Origin of the sequence: Pseudomonas sp. A-RE-22, assembly GCF_019956035.1 — a bacterium.
GTDB classification, from domain to species: domain Bacteria; phylum Pseudomonadota; class Gammaproteobacteria; order Pseudomonadales; family Pseudomonadaceae; genus Aquipseudomonas; species Aquipseudomonas brassicacearum.
In genome coordinates this window covers 69,839-93,790 of sequence record NZ_JAHBCZ010000011.1, presented here as the reverse complement: position 1 = coordinate 93,790, position 23,952 = coordinate 69,839, and the positions used below count along the sequence as shown (strand labels likewise).

Sequence of the window (23,952 nt, the reverse complement as noted above, 5' to 3'; positions counted from 1 at the left end):
TGTTCATTTTGTATGTGGGATGCTCCATGAAGTTGTCCATGCCGCGATTCGATCAAGCCCCTGTATTGGTGGTCGGCGATGTCATGCTCGACCGCTATTGGCATGGCGGTACCTCACGGATTTCCCCTGAGGCGCCGGTACCGGTGGTCAAGGTCGAGCACATCGAGGATCGCCCCGGTGGTGCCGCCAACGTTGCCCTGAACATCGCCGCCCTCGGCGCTCCGGCTTCCCTGGTGGGCGTGACCGGCGACGACGAGGCTGCCGACAGCCTGACCAACAGCCTCAAGGGCGCGGGCGTGCGTGCGATATTCCAGCGCATTGCGCACCAGCCGACCATCGTCAAGCTGCGGGTCATGAGCCGTCACCAACAACTGCTGCGCATCGACTTCGAAGAACCTTTCGCCACCGATCCGCTGGCCCTCGGTGCCGAGGTCGACAACCTGCTTGAAGGCATCAAGGTGCTGGTGTTGTCGGACTACGGCAAAGGCGCGTTGAAAAACCACCAGTCGCTGATCCAGGCCGCGCGTGCCCGTGGCATTCCGGTCCTGGCCGATCCCAAGGGCAAGGATTTCTCCATCTACCGTGGTGCCAGCCTGATCACGCCGAATCTCAGTGAATTCGAAACCATCGTTGGTGGTTGTGCCGATGAGCACGAACTGGTGAGCAAAGGCGCGCAACTGATGCAAGACCTCGACCTCGGCGCCTTGCTGGTGACCCGTGGCGAGCATGGCATGACCCTGTTGCGCCCCGATCACCCTGCGTTGCACCTGCCGGCCCGTGCCCGTGAAGTGTTCGACGTGACGGGCGCTGGCGACACCGTGATTTCCACCCTGGCCGCGGCGATTGCTGCCGGCGAGGAGTTGCCCCATGCGGTCGCCCTGGCGAACCTGGCGGCAGGCATTGTCGTCGGCAAGCTCGGCACGGCGGCTATCAGCGCCCCCGAGTTGCGTCGCGCCATCCAGCGCGAGGAAGGCTCCGAGCGCGGCGTTCTGGGCCTGGAGCAACTGCTGCTGGCCGTTGACGACGCCCGTGCCCACAATGAACGAATCGTCTTCACCAACGGCTGCTTCGACATTCTGCACGCGGGCCACGTGACCTACCTCGAGCAGGCCAGGGCCCAGGGCGATCGCCTGATCGTGGCGGTCAATGACGATGCGTCCGTGAGCCGTCTCAAAGGGCCTGGGCGTCCGATCAACAGCGTCGACCGGCGCATGGCGGTCCTGGCCGGCCTGGGCGCGGTGGACTGGGTGATCAGCTTCAGCGAGGGCACGCCGGAAAACCTGCTGCGCCAGGTCAAGCCGGATGTGCTGGTCAAGGGCGGGGACTACGGGATTGATCAGGTCGTGGGTGCGGACATCGTCACCGCCTACGGCGGCACCGTGAAGGTGTTGGGGCTGGTGGAAAACAGCTCGACGACGGCGATTGTGGAAAAGATCCGCAATCACTGAGCTGTTTCACGGTCGAGCGGACCTCTGTGGTTGGGGAGCTTTTGTGGCGAGGGGATTTAGCGAAACGTCGCACCGCCCCGCGGGGATAAATTCCCTCGCCACAGTTCTATATCTGGAACATTTGCCCAATTGCTGTAACTAGCGAGCCGCCTTGCGCGGCACGATCTTCTTGAGCAATTGCCGGGCCTTGCCCTTGAGTCGGGTCAGGCCTGACTCCTTGCCCGGTGGCGTCAGCCCTTGTTGGCGCAGCCAGTCCTTCCAGCGAATCCGCTCGTCTCGCACCAGCCAGCCGTCCTGCTTGGCAAAGCTCTCCGCCAGGTAGAGCCCGCGCGTGCTGGCCGGGTACAGCTGGTCCTTTTTCAAGGTATACAGCTCGGGCATGGGTTGGCCGTCCTGTAGCGGCATCAAGTAAAGATCAGGTCGCTTGCGGTCCAGGCGCGCGACCAACTGGTCGCCTTCCAGACGCTCATCGACGTGAAACAGGCTCAGGGACTTGGCTTCCTTGGGCACATCCAGGCGCAAGTCATAAATCAGTTGCAGCGATGCCGTCGGCAGGTGCACGTAGGCCCGTGGTCGCTCGATCAGTTGCAGGTTGGCGCTGCGCACCGGGCGGGCCGAGCCCGAGAGTGGCGTCAGCCGAAACGGCAAGGCTTCGCGGTAATGCAGGGCCGTGGCGTAGGGGGCCGGCAGCCAGGTGTCGTTGAAACGCCCTCCGAGCCAGCCTTCCGGGGTTTCCAGCAGGCATTCTTCGGCAATTTCGCTGATGGCGGTGAGCAGCGGCAGGTTCAGCTCGTGGGCCGGGACGTAGCCGGAAATCAGCTTGAGCACCACATCGCCGCGATCCTGCCGACGTTGGCGCACCAGTACCCAATAGTCGCGGTTCTGCCAATGCAGGGTCAGGCGCACGGATACGCCCAGGTTTGCCAACTCCAGGGAAAAACGCTCGGTATCGGCCACGGCTACCGGGCGGCGGCGCTGCAGGGTCTGGGCGAAATTCAGCGGCATCCCGACGCTCTGGTAAGTCAGGCCTTCGGGTGTCGCTTCGACGAACAGGGGCAGGGTCTTGAAGTTGCTGGGATTCTTTCTGATGAGCGTACGCGGCATGTCGGCTCCTTCCTTAAGGCCGCGTAGGGCGGCGTCAGTTTTTACGCAGGACCTTGGCTACGGTCGCGACGTTATGGGCGAGGTGCAGCGGATTGATGGTGCCGACAATAGCACTGGCGACACCAGGATGCTCAAACAACAGTTCGAAGCTGGCGCGAACCGGGTCTACCCCGGGGCTCAGGCAGACGTGACCACTGGCCAGGGCTTTCTTCACCAGGATCGCTTTGCCGTGTTCGCTGGCGTAGTCAATGACAGCCTTTTCGTTTCGTTCGTTCAGATTGTAGGTGACCATCGCACAATCGCCTTGCTCCAGGGCTTTCAAGCCACCGTCGACGGTCTTGCCGGAAAAACCGAAGCCGCCGATCTTGCCCTCGCGCTTGAGCGCCGCCAGGGTCGGGTAGACCTCGCTGTCGTTGAGGATCGCCAGGTCGTTGCCATCCGAATGTACCAGGACCAGGTCGATATAGTCGGTTTCCAGGCGCTTGAGGCTGCGTTCCACCGAAAATCGGGTATGGGCGGCACTGAAGTCGTGGCGCGATTGGCCGTTGCTGAATTCTTCGCCGACCTTGCTGACAATCACCCAGTCCTGGCGTTGGCCGCGCAGCAGCGGGCCGAGGCGCTCTTCGCTGCGGCCATAGGCCGGCGCGGTGTCGATCAGGTTGATACCCAGGTCGCGCGCCAGTTTGAGCAACATGCGCGCTTCGTCGTCATCGGGGATCTGAAAGCCGTTGGGGTATTTGACGCCTTGGTCGCGACCGAGCTTGACGGTGCCCAGGCCCAGGGGGGAGACCCGCGGGCCGTCATGGCCCAGGGGGCGATAGAGGTCATGCAGGGTCGGTTGGCTCATGGCAGCAGTTGCTCCCAGGCAGGGACGCCCATGGGCGGCTTCGGCAGGTCCGGCAGTGGGGCCGGGTGGCTTGGCTGGATACCATCGCGTTGCAGGGCATTGACCACCCGATCGGCGAAGTCCGGCGCCAGGGCCAATTTAGTCGGCCAGCCCACCAGCAGGCGATCCTGTTCGGCGAGGAAGGCGTTGTCCGGGCGGGTCAGGCCTGACTGCAACGGTTCGGCGCGGTCAACCCGCAGCGTGGCCCAGTGCGCGGTGCTCAGGTCAATCCAAGGCAACAATTGGCCGAGTTCTTTCTGGGCGGCGGCGATCTGCGCGGCAGGCTCGCGGGTCACGCCATCACCTTCGGCCAGATCGCCACCCACGTACCAGACCCATTGGCCATCGGCCGCCGGGTGGGTGGTCACGGTGACGCGCGGCTTCGGTCCGCCGCCCAGACAATGGGCGTAGAGCGGCTTGAGGCTGGGGCCCTTGACCAGGACCATGTGCAACGGTCGGCGCTGCATGGCTGGCTGGTCCAGGCCCAGGGCGCTGAGCAGGTCGGCGGTGCCGCCCCCGGCGCTGAGGACAATGCGCTGGGCACGAATCTCGCGGCCATCGACCTTGAGTCCGATCAGCTCGCCACCTTCGCGCAGCGGTTCGATGTGCTGCCCGGCCAGCAAGCTGTCGCCGGCCAGTTCCGCCAGGCGCGCGATCACGCTCGGCACGTCCACCACCAGCTCGGCCAGGCGATAGACCTTGCCCTTGAAGCGCTTGTCTTGCAGGGCCGGTGGCAACTGATCGCCCTTGACCTGATCGACCCGCCCGCGCACGGCCTTGCTGGCAAAGAAACTGGTGAGGTTGCCGGCCAGGGTGCCGGGGGACCAGAGGTAATGGGCATCGGACAGCATGCGCACGCCGGACAGGTCCAGCTCACCTTCACCTTTCAGGGCCTCACGCCAGCGACGCGGCATGTCGGCGATGGCCTCCGAGGCACCGGTCAGGGCGCCGTGCAGGGCGTACTTGGCGCCGCCATGGATGATGCCCTGGGATTTGACACTCTGCCCGCCGCCGAGGCTGGCGCTTTCCACCAGCACGGTCGAAAAACCCTGGCGACGCAGGCGTGCATTCAGCCAGAGGCCGGCGACGCCTGCGCCGACAATCAGAATGTCGGTGGAAATAACGGATGGCATGAGCGACCTCAGTGTTCAAGACGAGGGCGCAGTATACAGACTCGATGCAGAGGGAATTTGTTGGCGATCAACCTGTGGGAGCAAAGCTTGCTCGCGATACAGGCAACTCGATTTCTTTAAGACCGCAGAGCCGTCATCGCGGGCAAGCCTTGCTCCCACACAAGCCTTGTTCCCATAGTTTCTGACTCTTGTTAGTGCCCGGCAGTCTTGGAAAAGAGTTGGATCACGACAACCCCGAGAACAATCAACGCCATCCCCAGCATCGCCGGCACGTCCAGTTTCTGCCCGTAGATGAACAGCGCCGCCACACTGACCATGACGATCCCCAGCCCGGCCCAGACCGCATAGGCCACGCCCACCGGTACGGTGCGCACCACCAGCGTCAGCATCCAGAATGCGGTGCCGTAGCCGACGATGACCAGCAGCAAAGGCAGAGGTGTGCTCAGGCCCTTGATCGCTTTCATTGAAACGGTGGCGATGACTTCGGCGCAGATGGCGATGGCCAGGTAGTAGTAGGCGTTCATGAGCGGTTCCTCTTCGACGGTTGCGTCTTTCGATGGGGCCATTCTAGAGATGGGGCAGATGCGGTAAAGTCATTACCTATCTGTAGTGGAGATAGGTTGAGCCATGAACGTACAGTGGAACCTGGAGCAATTGCGGCTATTTGTCGGGGTCGCCGAGAAACGTTCGTTTTCAGCCGTGGCCCGGGATCAGCGCAAGGCCCAATCGGCCATCAGCAGTGCGATTGCGTTGCTGGAGACGGATTTGGGCGTGAGCCTGTTCGAGCGCAGCAGCGGTCGTCAGCCCAGGCTCACCGACGCTGGCGAAGCCTTGCTTGAAGAGGCCAGGGAAGTGCTGCGTCAGTGCGAGCGTCTCAATGGCCGGGCCCTGGCCCTGATGCGCGGGCAGGAAGCGTCGCTGCGCCTGGCCCAGGACGAAGCCATGCCCTATCAGCCGGTCATCGACAGCCTGGCGGCCCTGGCCGAGCAATTCCCCACCCTCGAAGTGCAACTGGCCAGCGCCGCCCAAGGCGATGTGGCGCGCAAACTGGTGGAGCGCCGCGCCGACCTCGGCTTGCTGTTCTATCACGACCAGATCCCCGAGGCGCTGGAGCGCCGGGTGCTGGGCAGCGTCGAGATGGTGACGGTGTGCGGCAGGGGCCACCCACTGGCGAACCATGCTTATGTGACCTGCCGGGAAATGGCCCGGCATCGCCAGTTGTTGATGGCGACCCAGTCCAGTGTCTATCCCGGCAGTGAGCAGGCCAGCCCGCAGGTCTGGCGGGCCGACAGTTTCTATGTGCTGGCCGAATGGCTGAGGAGTGGCCTGGGCTGGGCCTGGTTGCCTCGGCATGTGGTGCAATACCCGGCGTACCTGGGCGACATGGTCGAACTCAGCAGCGAATGGACCCCGCCGGCCCTGGTGGTGGAACTGGTCTGGCGCCGCGACGAACCCCTGGGCCCGGCCGCGCGTTGGCTGGCGGAACGTTTTGCCGTGCAGTTGCAGGCGATTGGCTGAAAAACCGATAAACTCCGCCGCCATGAACAGAACTCTCTATAGCGCGTTGTTTTACCTGGGGCTGCCACTGGTAGCGATTCGGCTGTGGTTGCGGGCCCGCAAGGCGCCGGCTTATGCCCGGCGCATTGGCGAGCGGTTCTCCTGGGGGCTGCCGGTCATGGTGCCTGGGGGCATCTGGGTCCACGCGGTGTCGGTGGGCGAGAGCATCGCCGCCGCGCCAATGATCCGCGCCTTGCTGCAACGTTATCCACAGCTGCCGATCACGGTCACGTGCATGACGCCCACCGGTTCGGAGCGGATCCAGGCGTTGTTCGCCAACGAGCCGCGCATCCAGCATTGCTATTTGCCTTACGACTTGCCCTGCGCCGCCAAGCGTTTTCTCGACCGGGTCCGGCCGTCCCTGGCGGTGATCATGGAAACCGAGCTGTGGCCCAACCACATTCACCAATGCGCCAGGCGCGGCATTCCCGTGGCCCTGGCCAACGCGCGGTTGTCGGAGCGCTCGGCGCGGGGCTATGGGCGCTTTCCCAAGCTCACCCGGCCCATGCTCGCCGAGATGAGCCTGTTCGCCGTGCAGACCGAAGCCGAAGCCGAGCGTTTTCGCCAATTGGGCGCGCGGGCGGAAACCGTCGAAGTCACCGGTTCCATCAAGTTCGACCTGACCATCGACCCGCAACTGCTCGAAGACGCCAGCGCCTTGCGCCGCCAGTGGCAGGCAACCGAGCGCCCGGTGTGGATCGCCGCCAGTACCCATGAAGGCGAGGACGAAGTGGTGCTGGCCGCCCACCGTCGGTTGCTCGAGAGTTATCCCGATGCGTTGCTGATCCTGGTGCCGCGTCATCCCGAGCGCTTCGACGCAGTGCACCAACTGTGTGTAAGCGAAGGGTTGGCCACGGTGCGGCGCTCCAGCGGCCAGTCCGTGACCGCGCAGGCTTCGGTGTTGCTCGGTGACACCATGGGTGAATTGCTGTTTCTCTATGCGTTGGCCGACAGCGCGTTTGTCGGTGGCAGCCTGGTGCCCAACGGTGGGCACAACCTGCTCGAGCCGGCGGCGCTGGCGAAACCGGTGCTCAGCGGGCCGCACTTGTTCAACTTCCTCGAAATAGCCGCGCAACTGCACGCTGCCGGTGCGCTGGCGGAAGTGGACGATGCCGAAAGCCTGGCCCTGGCGGTACAGCGCCTGTTCGAACTGCCCCGCGATGCCCAGCGTATGGCCGAGGCGGGGTTGAAGGTGATGCGCCGCAACCAGGGTGCGTTGCAGCGGTTGCTGGAGGGGTTGGGGCGGTTGCTCGCCAGACAGTGATCGTTCCCACGCAGAGCGTGGGAACGATCGGCACTTGATTACTGCGCCGGCCGTGAGCGCAATTGCGCCGCTGCCGCCTGGGCCAGGTCCGGCGGCAGGAAGTCGCGGTCCGGGTTGTAGTCGGGCTTGAGGTAGCGCGACAGGTCCTGCAGGTCCGCTGGGCTCAACGTTCCGGCCGCCTGCTTGAGACGCAGGTTGTCGAGGATGTAGTCGTAGCGGGCGTTGTTGTAGTTGCGCACCGAGGTGTACAGCTGACGCTGGGCGTCGAGCACATCAACGATGTTGCGGGTGCCCACCTGGTAGCCGATTTCCGTGGCTTCCACCGCGCTCTGGTTGGAGATGATCGACTGGCGTCGGGCCTGGACCTGTTCCACGTCGGTGTTTACCGCGCGGTGCAGGTTACGGGTGTTTTCCACCACCTGCCGGCGCAGGCCTTCGCGTTGCTGCTCGGTCTGGGTGAGCTGCGAGTAGGACTCACGCACTTGGGAGCTGGTCAGTCCGCCGCTGTAGATCGGGATGCTCAGTTGCAGGCCGATGGTGCGTTGCTCGGCATCGCCGCCATAACGCTGGCCTGTGGGGTTCGGGTTGGTGAAACCGAGGCCGTCGTTGTCGCCTTTTTTGTACTGGGCTATCGCATCGAGGGTCGGCGCATGGCCAGCCTTGCGTTGGCGCAGGGTGTCCTCGGCGGCATCGACGGCGTAGTTGCTGGCCAGCAGGTTCAGGTTCTGCTTGGCTGCCGTGTCGACCCAGGCCTTGGCATCGTTCGGCGTTGGCGGCAGGATCGGCAGGGTGTGGACGATGCCCTGGAGCGAGTTGTACTGGCGGTTGGTCAGGGTGATCAAGGCTTCGAAGGCATCGTCGACCTGGCGCTGGGCGAGGATCCGGTTGGCCCGGGCAGTGTCGTAGCTGGCCTGGGATTGCAGCACGTCGGTCTTGTCCGACAGGCCTACGTCGAAGCGTTCGTTGGATTGGTCGAGCTGGCGCTTGAACGCGGCCTCCTCGGCCTTGGTCGAGGCCAGGTTGTCCTGGCTGCGCAGCACGTTGAAGTAGCTCTCGGCGCTTTGCAGGATCATGTTCTGTTCAGTGGCCGACAGTTGCAGCGACGCTTGTTCGTCGACGGACTTTGCCGCCTGGAGCTGGAACCAGCGGTCGGCGCGGAAAATCGGCTGGGACAGCGTCGCCTGGTAAACCGTGGAGCTGCGGGTGGCGGTCATCGCCGGCTGGTCAAGCTCGGTACGCGTGTTGTTCAGGTCGGCGCCGGCCGAAAGGTTGGGCAACAACCCGGCGCGAGCCTGGGGTACCACTTCCTTCTGGGCGCCATACTGGGCGCGGGCCGCGGCCAGGTCGGCGTTGTTGTCCACCGCTTCCTGATACACGCTCACCAGATCGGTTTTGGTGGTCAGGGGCGCTTCGGCAGCCCATGCCATTGCGTTGGACGCACAAGACACGGCAAGGGCCAGTGAAAGTTTGCGCAGCATGAGGCTATCCCTGCTTTATAAAATGAGAGTTCACGAATGAGAGTGCGCATATCGATGTGCGCGGCGTAGCGAGTGTAGTTGCGCCTGCGCGCCGCAACAATCCTGTATATGCGCCATTCATCACGCCTTTTGCCCTGGTGATGGCGTTCTCTCGTGGTTGTGTCTAGACTGGCCGGGTTCTTGTCGGGGTGCCTTGCTATGAGGCTGAGATCGAATAATTTCGGATCCCGTTGAACCTGATCAGGTTAGCGCCTGCGTAGGGAACAAGATTTCTCGTCACCCGGCGAGTCCTCTTGTGCTTCGTCCGGGATGTTGTTCGACCATCGACTTTCGATCTTCGAACATGCTCGAGCAGCAAGCACAGCGTCCGCACTTTCGTGCTGGGACGCGTCCATTCGTTACAGGTTCGCTCCGACAAAAATCCACTGCCTGGATGTGTGTCTGGAGAGCCCGTGATGACGACAAAATCAAAAAACGCGACCAACCTGAGTGAATCGGCCCAGGTCGATCAGCAATCGGTTCAGCCCTTTACCCGCTCGCAAAAAATCTATGTCCAGGGCAGCCGCCCGGATATCCGCGTGCCCATGCGCGAAATCAGCCTCGACGTGACCCCCACCGACTTCGGCGGCGAAATCAACGCGCCGGTCGTGGTGTACGACACCTCGGGCCCCTACACCGATCCGAACGTGATCATCGACGTGCGCAAAGGCCTGGCCGATGTGCGCTCTTCGTGGATCGAAGCCCGTGGCGACACCGAGCGCCTGGCGGGCCTGAGCTCCAACTTCGGCCAGGAACGCCTGGCCGACCCCGAGTTGACCAAGCTGCGCTTCGCCCACGTGAACAACCCGCGTCGCGCCAAGCCGGGTGCCAACGTCAGCCAGATGCACTACGCGCGCAAAGGCATCATCACCGCCGAGATGGAATACGTCGCCATCCGCGAAAACATGAAGCTGGAAGTCGCCCGCGCCGCTGGCCTGCTGGACCAGCAACACGCCGGCCACAGCTTCGGCGCCAGCGTGCCGAAAGTCATTACCCCGGAATTCGTGCGTGACGAAATCGCCCGTGGTCGCGCGATCATCCCGGCCAACATCAACCACACCGAACTGGAACCGATGATCATTGGCCGTAACTTCCTGGTGAAGATCAACGGCAACATCGGCAACAGCGCGCTGGGTTCGTCCATCGAAGAAGAAGTGGCGAAGCTGACCTGGGGCATCCGTTGGGGTTCGGACACGGTCATGGACCTGTCCACCGGCAAGCACATCCATGAAACCCGCGAGTGGATCATCCGCAACTCGCCGGTACCGATCGGCACTGTGCCAATCTACCAGGCCCTGGAAAAAGTCGGCGGCGCGGCCGAAGACCTGACTTGGGAGCTGTTCCGCGACACGCTGATCGAACAGGCCGAGCAGGGCGTCGATTACTTCACCATCCACGCCGGCGTGTTGCTGCGCTATGTGCCGATGACCGCCAAGCGCGTCACCGGTATCGTCAGCCGTGGCGGTTCGATCATGGCCAAGTGGTGCCTGGCGCACCACAAAGAGAACTTCCTCTACACCCACTTCGAAGACATCTGCGAAATCATGAAGGCCTACGACGTCAGCTTCTCGCTGGGCGATGGCCTGCGTCCGGGCTCGATTGCCGACGCCAACGACGAAGCGCAGTTCGGTGAGCTGGAAACCCTCGGCGAGCTGACCAAGATCGCCTGGAAGCACGACGTGCAATGCATGATCGAAGGCCCCGGCCACGTGCCGATGCAACTGATCAAAGAGAACATGGACAAGCAGCTCGAGTGCTGCGACGAGGCGCCGTTCTACACCCTCGGCCCGCTGACCACCGACATTGCGCCGGGCTACGACCACATCACCTCCGGCATCGGTGCGGCGATGATCGGCTGGTTCGGTTGCGCGATGCTCTGCTACGTCACGCCGAAGGAACACCTCGGCTTGCCGAACAAGGATGACGTGAAGACCGGGATCATCACCTACAAGATTGCTGCCCACGCAGCCGACCTTGCCAAGGGCCACCCGGGCGCGCAGATCCGTGACAACGCCTTGAGCAAGGCGCGTTTCGAGTTCCGTTGGGAAGACCAGTTCAACCTCGGCCTGGACCCGGACACCGCCCGCTCGTACCACGACGAAACCCTGCCGAAGGACTCGGCCAAGGTCGCGCATTTCTGCTCGATGTGCGGGCCGAAATTCTGCTCGATGAAAATCACCCAGGAAGTGCGCGAATACGCGGCCAACCAGCGCATCGAGGCGGTGGATGTCGATGTCGCCCAAGGCTTGGCGGAGCAGGCAGAGCGGTTCAAGAAGGAAGGTAGTCAGCTTTACAAGAAAGTCTGATTTGAGCTGAGGGGGGCGGTGTTTTCACCGCCCCCCTCGCGAGCAAGCTCGCTCCCACAGTGGGTTTCTGTTGTTCACAAGATTTGTGTTCGCAGCAGGCCCCCTGTGGGAGCGAGCTTGCTCGCGATAGCGGCCCCCAAAACAACAAATATCCCTCTGAGACAACAACCCTTGAACATCCAACCCAGCACCTACTCCCCAGACACCGCAGTCCCCCTGGACAAGCGCGTCTTCGGCGCCCGCGATCTGTTTTCCCTGTGGTTCTCCCTGGGCATCGGCCTGATGGTCTTGCAGGTCGGCGCCTTGCTCGCGCCGGGCCTGGGCTTGAGCGGTTCGTTGCTGGCGATTTTCCTCGGCACACTGGTGGGCGTCCTGCTGCTGGCGGCCGTCGGCGTGATCGGCAGCGACACCGGCCTGTCGGCCATGGCGGCCCTCAAGCTCAGCCTTGGCGGCAAGGGCGCGAGTGTGCCGGCGGTGTTGAACCTGCTGCAGCTGATCGGCTGGGGCTCGTTCGAAATCATCGTCATGCGTGATGCCGCCAGCCTGCTCGGTGCCCGAGCCTTCAGCGAAGGCAGCCTGGGCTCCAACCCACTGCTGTGGGCGCTGTTCTTCGGCGCCCTGGCGACCCTGCTCGCGGTCAGCGGGCCGTTGACGTTCGTGCGCAAGGTCCTGCGCAAGTGGGGCATCTGGCTGCTGCTGGCGGCGTGTATCTGGTTGACCTGGAATCTGTTTGCCAAGGCCGACCTGGCAGCGCTGTGGGCCCAGGCGGGCGACGGCTCGATGCCGTTGGCGGTGGGGTTTGATATCGCCATTGCGATGCCGCTGTCGTGGTTGCCGCTGATCGCCGACTACTCGCGTTTCGGCAAACGCGCCAAAAATGTGTTTGGCGGCACCGCGTTGGGGTTTTTCATCGGTAACTTCTGGCTGATGAGCCTGGGCGTGGCCTACACTCTGGCGTTCGCGCCAAGCGGTGAAGTCAATGCGCTGCTGCTGGCCCTGGCGGGCGCCGGGTTGGGCATTCCGTTGCTGCTGATTCTGCTGGATGAGTCGGAAAACGCCTTCGCCGACATTCACTCGGCGGCGGTCTCCAGTGGCATGTTGTCGGGGCTGAAGGTCGAGCACCTGGCCTTGGCGATCGGCGTACTCTGCACCTTGATCGCCTGCTTCGCGCCGTTGGCGCAATACCAGAACTTCCTGTTGCTGATCGGCTCGGTGTTCGCACCGCTGTTCGGCGTGGTGCTGGTGGACCACTTCATCCTGCGCAAACGCAGCAGCCAAGTGGTGTCAGCCGCGTTGCGCTGGTCGGCCCTGTTGGCCTGGTTGGGTGGGGTGAGCACTTATCACTTGCTGGCCAACTTCTATCCGGACATCGGCGCAACCCTGCCGTCGCTGATTCTGGCAGGGTTGCTGCAACTGTTGCTGGGCCGGGCTTTCAGCTACGGCCGGGGAACAGCTCGGGCTTGAGGATGCCATTGAGGCGAGGGTAAGCGATCTTCAATTCGATGTGGCCCAGGGCGTATGGCGCGATGGTGCTCACTTCGTACTTGAGGATCACCCCGCCGTAGGTCAACGCCACGTGTGGGGTTTTCTGGAAGGACCACTGTTTCAGGAACTCGGGTTCCTGATCCAGCTTGGTGCTGATCAGCCAACTGTTGTGGGCGACCTGGGCGGCTTTCCAGAACGCTTCTTCCTGGCCCGGCAGCAGCATGTCCGACAGTGTCAGCACCTTGTGTTGCTGGCGCGAATAGTTGATGAAGCCACGGCCCGGCGTACCGTGGGCGCCGCCGGTGTCCAGGTAGCTGGACAATTCGATGATCACCAGGCCGTCATGTTGCTCACGTACCTTGGCCTGCAAATAGCTGCTGTTGCGGGGCGCGGCGTTGCGCAGGAACTGCTCGCGATAGGCGGCAAGCGTCGGCGCAACCGGGGCGTCCGGGGTGGTGCGGGTCATTTGCAGCAGGCGTTTTTCGACGATGCCGTCCAGGGCCGGCTCGGTGGGGAAGTGCAGGGTATCGATGTTCACCAACGGGCAGTCGGCACTGGCGCAACCTTGTTGCAGTTGTTCCGACGCATCGCGGGTGGTTTCCAGCGGTGCGCGGTAGTTGAGTTGGAACAGGCTTTGGCAAGCGCCCAGGGTCAGGGCAATGGCGGCCACGGAGGCAGTTTTGAAAAGCGACATGGGCGTCCTTCATGGAACAGGGAAAGGCGAAAAGTTACCCGCTTCGACTGCCAGCAGGACAATCAGTTCGCCACTAAGCTCATTAGAGTTCTTTCACCTTCTGCCGTCCATCCCGATGAGTGGAAAGGGGCTGCATCAAAGGGTACGGGCGCGTTAGGATGGCGCGAAGCCGAGGTTGGAACCTCGTATTGATCCATTGCACACGAGGATTGTCATGACCGATTTCGCCAACGCCGCACCGAGCACCGTGGACATCGTCAAGCGCGAGAGCTGCTTCCAGGGTTTCTACAAACTCGACCGTGTGCACTTGCGTCACGAATTGTTTGCCGGTGGCATGAGCCGCGAAATCAGCCGTGAATTGTTCGTGCGCCATGACGCGGTGTGCGTGTTGCCCTACGACCCGCAGCGCGATGAAGTGGTGTTGATCGAGCAGTTTCGCGTCGGCGCCATGGACAAGATCGCCAACCCTTGGCTGGTGGAATTGGTGGCCGGCCTGATCGACAAGGACGAACAACCGGAAGAAGTTGCTCATCGTGAAGCGCAGGAGGAAGCTGGGCTTGCCTTCGCTGCGCTTTGGCCGATGACCAAGTATTTTCCATCCCCGGGCGGCAGCGATGAATTCGTCCATTTGTACCTGGGGCGTTGCGACAGCACGGGGGCGGGCGGGCTGCATGGCCTGGTGGAAGAGGCGGAAGATATCCGCGTCAAGGTCTGGTCTTTCGAAGATGCCCTGCAAGCTGTGCGCGACGGACAAATCTGCAATGCACCGAGCATCATCGCCCTGCAATGGCTGGCCTTGAACCGCGAGGAAGTGAGGGGGCTATGGTCCTGAACAAGCTGCGCGATCGCTATCGCGTCGATCTGGTGGGGTTGCAGGCCGCCTGCGAGGCCAACTACGCCCGCCTGATGCGCTTGTTGCCGGACATGCGCAACGATCCGGCGCCGCGGCGTATCGCCGTGACCCACGGCGACCAGATGCTGGGCGTGCTGGCTCTGGAAGTGTTGCAGACTTGCCCCTATACCACCACGCTGCAAGTGCGCCAGGAGCACAGCCTGCCCTGGCTGCCGGTGCCGCAGCTGGAGGTCCAGGTCTATCACGATGCGCGCATGGCCGAAGTCGTCAGCGCCGAACATGCACGACGCTTTCGCGGCATCTATCCTTACCCCAATGCGTCAATGCACCAGCCGGATGAAAAAGCCCAGTTGAACCTGTTCCTGGGCGAGTGGCTGAGTCATTGCCTGGCGCTGGGCCACGAGTTCGAAGTCGTTCGGTAGTTGTGAACCGGTTCCGGTTCGCGGGTTTCCCCTTTCGATCATCCCCCAGCATAATTGCGGTTTCATGCAACGGCGTGACTGCGCCTGGGAGAGAGCGATTTGCCGAGCGTATCCAGCTTGACCACTGCCGATGCGGCGTTGCTGGTCCAACTGTCTGACAGCCATTTGTTCGCCGAGGCCGATGCCTCGTTGCTGGGCATGAATACCCGTGACAGTTTGTGGGCGGTCATTGATTTGGTGCTCAAGCAGCAGCCGGACATTGACCTGATGCTCGCCACCGGGGATCTGTCCCAGGACGGCACGCTGGAGTCCTACGCGGCGTTTCGGCAATTGACTGCGCGAATCGATGCGCCGGCGCGGTGGATTCCCGGCAACCATGATGAGCCGCAGGTGATGCTTGAGGCGGCGGTCAAGAGCACGTTGCTCAATCCGGTGGTGGACATTGGCAACTGGCGGGTGACGATGCTGGATTCCGCCGTGCCTGGTTCGGTGCCGGGTTTTTTGGCCGAGGAGCAGTTGATTCTGTTGGCCAATGCCTTGAGCGAGGCGCCGGAGCGGCATCACTTGGTGTGCCTGCATCATCATCCTGTTTCGATTGGGTGTGCGTGGATGGAGCCGATTGGGTTGCGTAATCCTGAGGCGCTGTTTGCGGTGTTGGATCGGTTTCCCCAGGTGCGGGCGGTGTTGTGGGGGCATGTGCACCAGGAGGTTGACCGGATGCGCGAGGGGGTTCGTTTGTTGGCTTCGCCTTCGACCTGTATTCAGTTTGAGCCGGGGAGTGAGGATTTTGCGGTGGGCTCGCAGGCGCCTGGGTATCGGTGGTTGCGGCTTTTGCCGGATGGGCGGTTGGAGACGGGGGTTGAGCGGGTGGTTGGGTTTGCGTTTACCCCCGACTATGGCTCCAACGGGTACTGAGGACGAGGCGGCCTGACAGCCGGCCTGTCTCTCCCGGGTGTACATCTTTCAGATCTGTGGGAGCAAAGCTTGCTCGCGATGGCGGCCTGACTGAGTACATATCCATTGCTGCGGTAACGGCCGCTTAGGGTTCCGCCCTGACGGCGGGTCACTTTTGAAAAGCGCAAAAGTAACCAAAACGCTTCTGCCCCACCACTCGGCACCTCGCTAAGGCTCGGTGTGCCCTCACTCCGGCATTGCTCCGTGGGCCCGCCGCGAAGGGCCATCCATGGCCCAGCGCGGCTATCCCGGCATCCATGCCGGGATGCCCACTGCGCAATGCCTGCGTTCGGCCATCGTGGTTGACGGGGCGCCCGAGATCAACGTCCACGCCGAGGCGGCCTAGTAGTCGACCTGGCTCTTCCGGTCGTACACCCATCAGATCTGTTTGAGCAGGACCTGTGGGAGCAAAGCTTGCTCGCGAGGCGGCCTGATAGCCGACCTAGCTCTTCCGGTCGTACTCCTATCCCATTGTGGGAGCGAGCCTGCTCGCGAATGCGGCGGCACATTCAGCATGGATGCAAGCAGACCCACCGCTATCGCGAGCAAGCTCGGCTCCCACAGGGATCGGCGGTGGACACTGATCTTATAAACAACCAAAAACCTGTGTGGGAGCGAGCTTGCTCGCGATGGCGGCCTGACAGCCGACCAGGATTGTGGGAATGGTCGGACACACTTCCTGGTTCAAGCAGATTTTTCCGACGAGCTCTGGCGGTTGCCGGGTGGGAAGGGCTATCGCTAGTCTTTTCCCGTCGCTGCAAATTCAGCGACCGGGCCTGGAAACCCGAAAGTAGAAGGGCGTTATTTCAATCCTAGTGGAGCGCCAACATGTCTGAAGATAACTCTGGGCCAACAAAAAAAGATTCCATTTCTCCCGAAGCCAGCCAGATTCCCCCGATACTCGATGAAGCCGCCAAGCGCGCCATCGACCTCTATCTCGACCCCAAACCTCAAGCCAAAAAGAAAAAGCCCTCAGGTCAACTGTTCACCGTCGTGGACGGCGTCGACACCGAAAGCCTGCTGGCCAACCTCAGCGAAACCCTGGCCTCAGCCGATGCCATGGTCAGTGACCTTGCCTTCGACCTGAAAGGCTCGCGACGCCATGTTGCCCTTGGCATTCAGCAACTGATCGAGCTGGGCGCTTTATTGGCGAATCGGATGCTGGACAACGTCAATACACAACCCTGACCACTCCGCGCGCAGAAGCGAGCAAGCTCGCTCCCACAATGGGATCTGAGTACGACCGGGAGAGCCAGGTCGGCTGTCAGGCCGCCTCGCGAGCAAGCTTTGCTCCCACAGGTCCTGCTCAAACAAGTCTGACGGGTGTACGACCGGGAGAGCCAGGTCGGCTACTAGGCCGCCTCGCGGTGGACGTTGATCTCGGACGCCCCGTTAACCACGATGGCCGAACGCAGGCATTGTGCAGTGGGCAACCCGGCATGGATGCCGGGTTAGCCGCGCTGGGCCATGGATGGCCCTTCGCGGCGGCCCACGGAGCAATGCCGGAGTGAGGGCATGCCGAGCCTAGGCGAGGCACCGAGTGGTGGGGCAGGAGCGTTTTGCTTACTTTTGCGCTTTTCAAAAGTGAGCCGCCGTCAGGGCGGAACCCTAAGTGGCCGTTACCGCAGCAATGGATATGCACCCGGTCAACAAAATCCTGCCCGGCTGTCAGGCCGCCATCGCGAGCAGGCTCGCTCCCACAGTTTGATCAAAGTACAACTGGGAGAACCTGGTCGGACACCAAACCGCCATCGCGAGCAAGCTCGCTCCCACAGTTGATCGGAGTACAATCGGGGAAACAGGTCGGCTACAAGGCCGCCTCGCGAGCAAGCTTTGCTCCCACAGGTGCTGTGATCGACGATTCATAGGCGGCGACAACACGGTCAAATCCCCCCAACCACCGCAATCTCCCTGTAAACTCCGGCCTTTGCCCAACACCCAGGGAGTCGGCAATGTCGGGTTCGATCCTTTATATCCATGGCTTCAACAGCGCCCCAGCGTCGACCAAAGCCTGTCAGCTGGTCGACGTGATGGCACGCCTGGGCCTGAGCGACCAGTTGCAGGTGCCCGCCTTGCATCACCACCCCCGCCAGGCCATCGGTCAGTTGGAGCAGGCGATTACAGAACTGGGGCGCCCGCTGCTGGTCGGCAGCTCGCTCGGCGGCTACTATGCGACTCACTTGGCCGAGCGCCACGGCCTCAAGGCCCTGTTGGTCAACCCTGCCGTCAGCCCGCATCGGATGTTCGACGGTTACCTGGGCACGCAAAAGAATTTGTACACCGATGAAACCTGGGAATTGACCCACGACCACGTCACGGCCCTGGCCGAACTGCAAGTGCCGGCGCCCCGGGATCCGCAGCGGTTTCAGGTATGGTTGCAAACCGGTGACGAAACGCTGGATTATCGCCACGCCCAACAGTATTACCGCGCCTGTGCCTTGCGCATCCAGGCCGGCGGCGACCACAGTTTCCAAGGGTTTGCCCAGCAGTTGCCGGCGCTGTTGAGTTTTGCCGGCATTGGCGCCGATTTGTACCAGGCGATCGACTTCACGTCGCTGTGAGCCCATCGCCCCTTTTTCATTGAACACTGACGACGAGACCCCATGGCCACTCCCAGCGCTAGCTCTTATAACGCAGACGCCATCGAAGTCCTCTCGGGCCTCGACCCGGTGCGCAAGCGCCCCGGCATGTACACCGACACCAGTCGGCCGAACCATCTCGCCCAGGAAGTCATCGACAACAGTGTCGACGAAGCCTTGGCCGGGCACGCTCGTTCGGTGCAGGTCATCCTGCACGCCGATCACTCGCTGGAAGTCAGCGATGATGGCCGCGGCATGCCGGTGGACATTCACCCCGAAGAGGGTGTGTCGGGCGTCGAGCTGATCCTCACCAAGCTCCACGCCGGCGGCAAGTTTTCCAACAAGAACTACCAGTTCTCCGGCGGTCTGCACGGGGTGGGTATTTCCGTGGTCAACGCCTTGTCGACCCAGGTGCGGGTGCGGGTCAAGCGTGACGGCAACGAATACCAGATGACCTTCGCCGACGGCTACAAGGCCACCGAGCTGGAAGTGGTCGGCACCGTCGGCAAACGCAACACCGGGACCAGCGTGTATTTCGCTCCGGACCCGAAGTATTTCGATTCGCCGAAGTTTTCCGTCAGCCGCCTCAAGCATGTGCTCAAGGCCAAGGCCGTGCTGTGCCCGGGGTTGCTGGTCAGTTTCGAGGACAAGGCCACTGGCGAGAAAGTCGAGTGGCATTACGAAGACGGCCTGCGTTCTTACCTGGTGGACGCGGTCAACGATTTCGAGCGCCTGCCCAACGAGCCGTTCTGCGGCAGCCTGGCTGGTAACAAGGAAGCCGTGGACTGGGCGCTGTTATGGCTGCCCGAAGGCGGCGAAAGCGTCCAGGAAAGCTACGTCAACCTGATCCCCACGGCCCAGGGCGGCACCCACGTCAACGGGTTGCGCCAGGGTTTGCTCGATGCCATGCGCGAGTTCTGCGAGTTCCGCAATCTGCTGCCCCGTGGCGTGAAGCTGGCGCCGGAAGACGTCTGGGAGCGCATCGCCTTCGTGCTGTCGATGAAGATGCAGGAACCGCAATTCTCCGGCCAGACCAAGGAGCGCCTGTCGTCCCGCGAAGCGGCGGCGTTTGTCTCCGGGGTGGTCAAGGATGCGTTCAGCCTGTGGCTCAACGCCAACCCGGAAACCGGCCTGGCCCTGGCAGAGTTGGCAATCAATAACGCCGGCCGCCGCCTCAAGGCCAGCAAGAAGGTCGAGCGCAAGCGCATCACCCAGGGCCCGGCATTGCCGGGCAAGCTCGCCGATTGCGCCGGGCAGGACCCGATGCGTTCCGAGCTGTTCCTGGTGGAAGGTGACTCCGCCGGCGGCTCGGCCAAGCAGGCGCGGGACAAGGAGTTCCAGGCGATCCTGCCGCTGCGAGGCAAGATCCTCAACACCTGGGAAGTGGACGGCAGCGAAGTGCTGGCCAGCCAGGAAGTGCATAACATCGCGGTGGCCATCGGTGTCGACCCGGGCGCCGCGGACATGAGCCAGCTGCGCTACGGCAAGATCTGCATCCTCGCCGACGCCGACTCCGACGGCCTGCACATCGCCACGTTGCTCTGCGCTTTGTTCGTCCAGCATTTCCGCCCGCTGGTGGACGCCGGCCACGTTTATGTGGCGATGCCGCCGCTGTACCGCATCGACCTGGGCAAGGAAATCTACTACGCCCTGGACGAGGCCGAGCGCGACGGCATTCTCGATCGCCTGGTGGCCGAGAAGAAACGCGGCAAGCCGCAGGTCACTCGATTCAAAGGCCTGGGCGAGATGAACCCGCCGCAACTGCGTGAAACCACCATGGATCCGAACACCCGCCGTCTGGTGCAGTTGACCCTGGATGATTTCGAAGCGACCTCGGAGATGATGGACATGCTACTGGCGAAGAAACGCGCCGGCGATCGCAAGTCCTGGCTCGAATCCAAAGGGGACCTGGCCGAGGTGCTGGCCTGATGCGCAACGGTTTCGCCCTGGCATTGTTGCTGTGGGCGGGGGTTGTGGTCGCAGGGCCTGCACCGGAGCTGAAGTTGCTGTCCGAGCATGCCGTCGATGGCATGCGCGGCGGCAATCTGTCCGGGTTGGCGCTGTGCGGCAGCGAAATGTGGACAGTATCTGATCGCGACGACGATCGGATCTATCGCCTCGCGCCCTCCGAGTCTCCGCTCTGGCAAGCCAAAGTGGTTGAAATCGAGGTGCCGGAGGTTCCCGACAGCGGTTTACCCTGGGGGTTGAAGTCCCGAACCTGGGCAGCGTCGTTCCTGCGCGGTGGCGAGCTGGATTTCGAAGGCATCAGTTGCGACAGCGCTGGCAATCGCTATGTGGTCAGCGAGTCCCAAGCCGCCGTGTTGCAGGTACCGCCTGCGGGGCCGGCGTCGTGGTTGAAAATTGCACCAACAATGATCCGCCAGGCCCGCGCCAGCGGCATGTTGTTGCATTTCAATGCGCTATTCGAAGGCTTGGCGGTCAACCCGGCCGGTGACCAACTGTGGTTGGCGGCCGAGCGTGAGCGTCGCGGGCTTTTGTTGATCAAGCGTCAGCAAACGGTGTGGGACTGCGATGGCAACTGTGTGTTGCTGAGTGAAGCGGGGCTGGAGATGCAGCCGGCGCAGTTCCCCAAGGCCAAGGCGGTTTCGCGGGATTTTGCTGATTTGTCATTGTTCAATGGCAAGCTGTTTACCCTGGAGCGCAACGCCTTTCAGATCTGCCGGCGTGACCCGCAGACCGCCCAAGTGGAGCGGTGCTGGTCGTTCGCCGCCGAGGCGTTGCAGGACGGTCGGCGTTATTCCCAGGATTATGGGCTGGCCGAAGCGCTGGTGGTGGACACCGAGGGCGCCTGGATCGGCCTGGACAACAACGACGGTGCTCGCGCCGACGGCGAAACGCGGCCGATCATCTGGCGCTTCGCCGCGCCGGACGGGGGCTGGGGCGCCTCGCCATGAGTCAGTCGCCGCCGGGCAGGCGTGCTGGCAGGGTGTTGATGATATTGGCCTGGTGCGCGGCGCTGTTCCTGGCAACGCGGTTTTTTGCCCAATGGGAGCAGCGCCAGCAAAACCCCAATGCCCAGGTGTATTCGCAAAGAGGCGAAGGGTTTATCGAGGTGAAGTTGGTCGGCAATAGACAGGGCCATTTCGTCGCCAGCGGCCAGATCAACGGTCAGCCGGTAGATTTCATGCTCGACACGGGCGCCACCGATGTGGCGATTCCGGTGGAGTTGGCCGAGCGCCTCAAGCTGGAAAAGGGTTTCGGCGTGACGTTGAGTACCGCCAACGGTTTGAGCGAGGGCTATCGCACCCGCATCGACCGGTTGCAATTGGGTGACATCGTGTTGCGCGATGTCCGTGCCCTGGTGGCGCCAGGCCTGGGTGGCACGCAAGTGCTGCTGGGCATGAGCGCCCTGAACAAACTTGAATTTACCCAGCGCGACGGCACCATGCTGCTGCGCCAGACAACGAACTGATGAGGCCCGCATGAGCGACATTCTTGCAGACAGCTTAGACGGCGTAGAACGCCGATCGCTGGCTGACTTCACCGAAAATGCCTACCTCAATTACTCCATGTACGTGATCATGGACCGTGCCTTGCCGCACATCGGCGATGGTTTGAAGCCGGTTCAGCGGCGGATCATCTATGCCATGAGTGAACTGGGGCTGGATGCGGATTCCAAGCACAAGAAATCGGCGCGTACCGTCGGTGACGTGCTCGGTAAGTTCCACCCCCACGGCGACTCGGCCTGCTATGAAGCCATGGTGCTGATGGCCCAGCCATTCAGCTATCGCTACACGCTGGTGGACGGGCAGGGTAACTGGGGGGCGCCGGACGATCCCAAGTCTTTCGCGGCCATGCGTTACACCGAGGCGCGGTTGTCGCGCTATTCCGAAGTGCTGCTCAGCGAGCTGGGCCAGGGCACCGCGGACTGGGGGCCGAACTTCGACGGCACCCTCGATGAACCCCTGGTTTTGCCAGCGCGTTTGCCGAATATTCTCCTCAATGGCACCACCGGCATTGCCGTGGGCATGGCCACCGACGTGCCGCCTCACAACCTGCGGGAAGTGGCCACGGCGTGCGTGCGTCTGCTGGACGAGCCCAAAGCCACGGTGGAACAACTCTGCGAGCACATCCAGGGCCCGGACTATCCGACCGAAGCGGAAATCATCACCCCGCGTGCCGACCTGCTGAAAATCTATGAGACCGGCCGTGGTTCGGTGCGCATGCGCGCCGTGTATCACGTTGAAGACGGCGACATCATTGTCACGGCGCTGCCGCACCAGGTTTCCGGGGCCAAGGTCTTGGAGCAAATTGCCGCGATGATGCAGGCAAAACCGTCGAAAGCACCGCAAGTGGCTGACTTGCGCGACGAATCCGACCACGAAAACCCGTGCCGCATCGTGATCATCCCGGTCAACAGCCGAGTCGACCACGACGCGCTGATGCAGCACCTGTTCGCCAGCACCGACCTGGAGTCCAGCTACCGGGTCAACATCAACATCATCGGCCTGGACGGCAAGCCGCAGTTGAAAAACCTGCGGGCATTGCTGGTGGAGTGGCTGGAGTTCCGGGTCAAGACCGTGCGTCGGCGCCTGCAATTCCGCCTGGACAAGGTCGAGCGTCGCCTGCACCTGTTGGACGGTTTGCTGATCGCCTACCTCAACCTGGATGAAGTGATCCACATCATCCGTACCGAGGAGCACCCCAAGGCCAGCCTGATCGCCCGTTTTGCCCTGAGTGAAATCCAGGCCGACTACATCCTCGACACCCGCCTGCGGCAGTTGGCGCGGTTGGAAGAGATGAAGCTGCGTGCCGAACAGGATGAACTCCTCAAGGAACAGGCCAAGCTGCAAGCCTTGCTGGGCAGCGAAGCCAAGCTCAAGAAACTGGTGCGCACCGAACTGCTCAAGGACGCCGAAACCTACGGCGACGACCGTCGCTCGCCAATCGTCGAGCGTGCCGAAGCCAAGGCGCTGAGCGAGCACGATCTGCTGCCGAACGAGAAAGTGACCGTCGTACTGTCAGAAAAAGGTTGGGTGCGTTCCGCCAAAGGTCATGATATTGACGCGACGGGGCTTTCCTACAAGGCCGGGGACGGCTTCAAGGCCTTGGCGGCCGGGCGTTCCAACCAGTTTGCGGTGTTCGTTGACTCCACCGGGCGCAGCTATTCGGTGCCGGCCCACACCCTGCCGTCGGCTCGTGGCCAGGGCGAACCGCTGACCGGTCGTTTGACGCCGCCGCCGGGTGCAACTTTTGAATGCGTGCTGATGCCTGATGATGATGGACTGTACGTAATTGCATCGGACGCGGGCTACGGGTTCGTGGTCAAGGGCGAGGATCTGCAAGCCAAGAACAAGGCGGGCAAGGCGTTGTTGAGCCTGCCGAACAACGCCAAGGTGATTGCGCCGCGGCCGGTGGCCGATCGGGAGAGCAACTGGCTGGCTTCGGTCACCACCGAAGGCCGGTTGCTGGTGTTCAAGATCAGCGACCTGCCACAGCTGGGTAAAGGCAAGGGCAACAAGATTATTGGGATTTCCGGCGAACGGGTTGCCAGTCGTGAGGAATATGTCACGGATATTGCAGTGTTGCCGGAAGGCGCCACGCTTGTGCTACAGGCAGGCAAGCGCACGCTTTCGTTAAAGGCGGACGATCTTGAGCATTACAAGGGTGAACGTGGTCGGCGGGGCAACAAGCTCCCAAGGGGGTTTCAGCGAGTCGATGCGCTGCTCGTCGAAAACCTCAATTAGGCGTACTAGAGGGCTCGGTCTGCGATTAAATGCCGCAGATCG

General features: G+C 62.5%; 21 protein-coding genes and 1 riboswitch. Of the genes, 15 read left to right on the top strand and 6 right to left on the bottom strand.

Annotation, left to right across the window (positions count from 1 at the left end; all coding sequences use genetic code 11):
- Positions 1-26: 26 nt before the first annotated feature.
- Positions 27-1,448, top strand: coding sequence for a bifunctional D-glycero-beta-D-manno-heptose-7-phosphate kinase/D-glycero-beta-D-manno-heptose 1-phosphate adenylyltransferase HldE (hldE, locus tag KGA89_RS06740; RefSeq protein ID WP_223470978.1), 1,422 nt, complete (start codon positions 27-29; stop codon positions 1,446-1,448).
- Positions 1,449-1,586: 138 nt separating this feature from the next.
- On the opposite strand, the gene KGA89_RS06735 is transcribed toward hldE, so the two are convergent.
- From KGA89_RS06735 to KGA89_RS06720, 4 genes are all read right to left on the bottom strand, one after another.
- On the bottom strand, positions 1,587-2,552 hold the full coding sequence (locus KGA89_RS06735) for a metal ABC transporter ATPase (RefSeq protein ID WP_092146669.1): 966 nt from the start codon (positions 2,550-2,552) through the stop codon (positions 1,587-1,589).
- A gap of 34 nt (positions 2,553-2,586) precedes the next feature.
- Positions 2,587-3,399, bottom strand: coding sequence for an aldo/keto reductase (locus tag KGA89_RS06730; RefSeq protein ID WP_223470976.1), 813 nt, complete (start codon positions 3,397-3,399; stop codon positions 2,587-2,589).
- Positions 3,396-4,571 (bottom strand): NAD(P)/FAD-dependent oxidoreductase, encoded by a 1,176-nt coding sequence (locus KGA89_RS06725; protein ID WP_039013575.1) that lies wholly within the window; start codon positions 4,569-4,571, stop codon positions 3,396-3,398. The genes KGA89_RS06730 and KGA89_RS06725 overlap by 4 nt, the downstream gene beginning before the upstream one ends.
- A gap of 191 nt (positions 4,572-4,762) precedes the next feature.
- Positions 4,763-5,095, bottom strand: coding sequence for a DMT family transporter (locus tag KGA89_RS06720; RefSeq protein ID WP_003197153.1), 333 nt, complete (start codon positions 5,093-5,095; stop codon positions 4,763-4,765).
- Positions 5,096-5,198: 103 nt separating this feature from the next.
- Here KGA89_RS06720 and KGA89_RS06715 point away from each other — a divergent pair, with 103 nt between their 5' ends.
- Together KGA89_RS06715 and waaA are read left to right on the top strand one after the other, a co-directional pair.
- Complete coding sequence (locus KGA89_RS06715; protein WP_003197154.1) at positions 5,199-6,089, top strand: LysR family transcriptional regulator; 891 nt, start codon at positions 5,199-5,201, stop codon at positions 6,087-6,089.
- Positions 6,090-6,111: 22 nt separating this feature from the next.
- Complete coding sequence (gene waaA, locus KGA89_RS06710; RefSeq protein WP_223470974.1) at positions 6,112-7,392, top strand: lipid IV(A) 3-deoxy-D-manno-octulosonic acid transferase; 1,281 nt, start codon at positions 6,112-6,114, stop codon at positions 7,390-7,392.
- A gap of 38 nt (positions 7,393-7,430) precedes the next feature.
- Here the strand turns inward: waaA and KGA89_RS06705 are convergent, their stop codons facing one another.
- Positions 7,431-8,870 carry a TolC family outer membrane protein gene (locus KGA89_RS06705; RefSeq protein WP_223470973.1) on the bottom strand — a complete coding sequence of 480 codons (1,440 nt, stop codon included), beginning with the start codon at positions 8,868-8,870 and terminating at the stop codon, positions 7,431-7,433.
- A gap of 174 nt (positions 8,871-9,044) precedes the next feature.
- Positions 9,045-9,150: riboswitch (TPP riboswitch) on the top strand.
- A gap of 175 nt (positions 9,151-9,325) precedes the next feature.
- Between KGA89_RS06705 and thiC the strand changes: the two genes are divergently transcribed.
- Entirely contained in the window at positions 9,326-11,215 is a 1,890-nt protein-coding gene (thiC, locus tag KGA89_RS06700; protein WP_223470972.1) for a phosphomethylpyrimidine synthase ThiC, read from the top strand.
- Between the two features lie 171 nt (positions 11,216-11,386).
- The gene (cytX, locus tag KGA89_RS06695) at positions 11,387-12,679 is read left to right on the top strand and encodes a putative hydroxymethylpyrimidine transporter CytX (protein WP_223470971.1); all 1,293 of its coding nucleotides are present in this window, start codon (positions 11,387-11,389) and stop codon (positions 12,677-12,679) included.
- Here the strand turns inward: cytX and KGA89_RS06690 are convergent.
- Positions 12,648-13,394, bottom strand: coding sequence for a DUF3298 domain-containing protein (locus tag KGA89_RS06690; protein WP_223470970.1), 747 nt, complete (start codon positions 13,392-13,394; stop codon positions 12,648-12,650). The genes cytX and KGA89_RS06690 overlap by 32 nt on opposite strands.
- A gap of 214 nt (positions 13,395-13,608) precedes the next feature.
- Between KGA89_RS06690 and KGA89_RS06685 the strand changes: the two genes are divergently transcribed.
- The 10 genes from KGA89_RS06685 to parC all read left to right on the top strand — a co-directional run bounded on the left by KGA89_RS06685 (position 13,609) and on the right by parC (position 23,910).
- Positions 13,609-14,226, top strand: coding sequence for an NUDIX domain-containing protein (locus KGA89_RS06685; protein ID WP_003197169.1), 618 nt, complete (start codon positions 13,609-13,611; stop codon positions 14,224-14,226).
- Positions 14,217-14,669 (top strand): DUF1249 domain-containing protein, encoded by a 453-nt coding sequence (locus tag KGA89_RS06680; protein WP_003186471.1) that lies wholly within the window; start codon positions 14,217-14,219, stop codon positions 14,667-14,669. Before KGA89_RS06685 ends, KGA89_RS06680 begins: the two co-directional genes overlap by 10 nt.
- A gap of 99 nt (positions 14,670-14,768) precedes the next feature.
- Positions 14,769-15,584 (top strand): 3',5'-cyclic-AMP phosphodiesterase, encoded by an 816-nt coding sequence (cpdA, locus tag KGA89_RS06675; protein ID WP_003197172.1) that lies wholly within the window; start codon positions 14,769-14,771, stop codon positions 15,582-15,584.
- Between the two features lie 217 nt (positions 15,585-15,801).
- Entirely contained in the window at positions 15,802-15,969 is a 168-nt protein-coding gene (locus KGA89_RS06670) for a nucleoid-structuring protein H-NS (protein WP_223471200.1), read from the top strand.
- A gap of 482 nt (positions 15,970-16,451) precedes the next feature.
- On the top strand, positions 16,452-16,811 hold the full coding sequence (locus KGA89_RS06665; RefSeq protein WP_223470969.1) for a DUF6124 family protein: 360 nt from the start codon (positions 16,452-16,454) through the stop codon (positions 16,809-16,811).
- Between the two features lie 764 nt (positions 16,812-17,575).
- Positions 17,576-18,184: a YqiA/YcfP family alpha/beta fold hydrolase gene (locus KGA89_RS06660; RefSeq protein ID WP_223470967.1), complete on the top strand. Its 609-nt coding sequence runs from the start codon at positions 17,576-17,578 to the stop codon at positions 18,182-18,184.
- A 42-nt stretch (positions 18,185-18,226) separates the two neighbouring features.
- Positions 18,227-20,131, top strand: coding sequence for a DNA topoisomerase IV subunit B (gene parE / locus KGA89_RS06655; protein WP_003197177.1), 1,905 nt, complete (start codon positions 18,227-18,229; stop codon positions 20,129-20,131).
- A complete protein-coding gene (locus tag KGA89_RS06650) occupies positions 20,131-21,117 on the top strand; it encodes an esterase-like activity of phytase family protein (RefSeq protein WP_223470965.1) in 987 nt (328 codons plus the stop codon). The genes parE and KGA89_RS06650 overlap by 1 nt, the downstream gene beginning before the upstream one ends.
- Positions 21,114-21,635, top strand: a complete 522-nt coding sequence (locus KGA89_RS06645) for a TIGR02281 family clan AA aspartic protease (protein WP_003197180.1) — start codon at positions 21,114-21,116, stop codon at positions 21,633-21,635. Before KGA89_RS06650 ends, KGA89_RS06645 begins: the two co-directional genes overlap by 4 nt.
- A 10-nt stretch (positions 21,636-21,645) precedes the next feature.
- Positions 21,646-23,910: a DNA topoisomerase IV subunit A gene (gene parC, locus KGA89_RS06640; RefSeq protein ID WP_003197182.1), complete on the top strand. Its 2,265-nt coding sequence runs from the start codon at positions 21,646-21,648 to the stop codon at positions 23,908-23,910.
- Positions 23,911-23,952 lie beyond the last annotated feature (42 nt).